The 1,938-nt window shown below is 48.6% G+C and carries 2 protein-coding genes and 1 pseudogene; 2 read left to right on the top strand and 1 reads right to left on the bottom strand.

Annotated features, from left to right (window positions below):
* Nucleotides 1-254, bottom strand: a pseudogene (locus E2K52_RS14245) (efflux RND transporter periplasmic adaptor subunit); the annotation flags it as partial.
* Nucleotides 255-402: 148 nt separating this feature from the next.
* On the opposite strand from E2K52_RS14245, the gene E2K52_RS14240 reads away from it, so the two are divergent.
* Complete coding sequence (locus E2K52_RS14240; RefSeq protein WP_151205660.1) at nt 403-1,029, top strand: TetR/AcrR family transcriptional regulator; 627 nt, start codon at nt 403-405, stop codon at nt 1,027-1,029.
* Between the two features lie 140 nt (nt 1,030-1,169).
* A partial coding sequence (locus E2K52_RS14235) for a phosphoenolpyruvate carboxylase (RefSeq protein WP_151205659.1) occupies nt 1,170-1,938 on the top strand: 769 nt, incomplete at its 3' end.

The following is a 1,938-nucleotide window of genomic DNA, read 5'->3' as shown; positions in this document are numbered from 1 at the left end:
CCGACTTTGACTTGATCCCCCACCTCGACAAAACGCTGGGTGACCTGGCCCCCGACCCGAAAAGCAAGCGCCGTTTGCTGACGCGCCTGTACTTCTCCAGCATAACTTTTCAGTTCGTGCTGTGAGGTTTTTGGCATCGTTACCATCACAAAAGGAACTTCCTGTTCGGTAGCCATCGTCTCTTTGCTACATCCGGCTAAGGCTATGCTACAAAGAATAATCATGCTGGCCAAAGCGCTCTGAATCCTGCTCATCGTGTTCGCTCTTATCTAATCATCATTTTTAGGGCAAAATAGGCTGATATATTAAACTGATCATTTTTTAATTAATATACCACTCGGTACACTAATTAAAATACCACCCTTAATACATTGGCTATATTGATTTTTTTTGGATGAAGTTGTGCAAATACCTGTGGGGCGACCCAAAGATCTGGAAAAGCGTCAACGTATACTAGAGGCCGCCAAGGCACTATTTCTGGCGCATGGCTATCAGGGTTCCAGCATGAACCAGATTGCGCGTGCAGCCGGCGTCACGAAGCTGACGGTATATAACCATTTTCAAGACAAAGCGACCCTGTTTAGCTGCGCGATTGAACATACCTGTGAAGCCATTTTGCAGGAACATCCTCAAGTACTGACGCCAGACAGCGATTTTACCCAGGCGCTGTATCAGGTCTGCAGCCGCTCTTTAAATATTGCCAACCGGCCGGAAGCGATCAAACTGGATCTGCTGCTCATGGAGCTGGCCGCAGAGCAAAGTCCGCTGACCGAACGCTTTTATCAGGCCTCGCATAGCAAGCTGCACCGAGTCTGGAATGAGTTTTTTTCCCGTGCCCAGCAATTCGGGCTGATCCAGGCAAATGCGCCCCAACAGCAGACCGAACTGATGGTTTCTTTACTGATGGGCATGCGTCACCATCAAGTGCTGCTCGGCCTGTGTTCGCCACCGAGCCAGACTGAACAGCATCAGATCATTCAGCAGGCGATTGAGATCTTTATGCTGAAGTATGCCCCTGCTCCTGCCTGAGGACTTGGCTGTTTTTTATTCTCCTGTTCCAGATCTGCTAAAAATTACAGCAAAAATCCGCTAACTTTTAGCTTTATAGGGCTTGGATTGTCACCTATTCGGGGTATAGTCAAATGATGTTCTGGGAGGGAAACACAAGAATGATTCAACAGATTGATGCACCACTACGCGAAGACGTACGTTTACTGGGAAACCTGCTGGGAGAAACCCTAAAACTCCATGCCGGACAAGATTTGTTTAATCAGGTCGAGCAGATTCGGGCTTTATCCAAAGGCGCACGTGATGGCCAGGTGGAAGCTGAAAAGCAGCTTGAACAGTTATTTCTGAGTTTGGAAGATCATGAAATCCTGCCTCTGACCCGTGCTTTTACCCATTTTCTCAACTTTGCCAATATTGCCGAGCAATACCATGTGGTGCGCCGCCGCCGTCAAAGCGAGTTTGATGAAACGGCTGAGTCTCCTAATCCGCTGGTACCCTTATTTGAAAAATTCAAGCAGCAGGACATTAGCGCAGACACCCTGTATCAACAGATCTGTGAATTAAAAATTGAACTGGTGCTGACCGCACATCCAACCGAGGTCAGCCGCCGTACCCTGATTCAAAAATATGATGACATCAATGACTGCCTGTCAAAATGTGACCAGCAGAAATTGACACCACGCGAACGTCAGGCTGTACTGAATGAACTGAAACAGCTGATTACCTCTGCCTGGCAAACGGATGAAATTCGTCAGCATCGCCCGACACCGATTGATGAGGCAAAGTGGGGCTTTACCACCATTGAACAGACCTTGTGGAATGCCGTACCCAAATTCATTCGTGAGCTGGATGGCCTGGTACAGGAACACTGTACCCAGCCTTTGCCTCTGAGCGTCGCACCAGTACGCTTTGCTTCGTGGATGGGCGGCG

Origin of the sequence: Acinetobacter sp. RF14B, from assembly GCF_006864105.1 — a bacterium.
Taxonomy (GTDB): domain Bacteria; phylum Pseudomonadota; class Gammaproteobacteria; order Pseudomonadales; family Moraxellaceae; genus Acinetobacter; species Acinetobacter lwoffii_C.
Note: the sequence above shows the minus strand (reverse complement) of the source record. Positions and strands in the feature narration are given on the sequence as shown.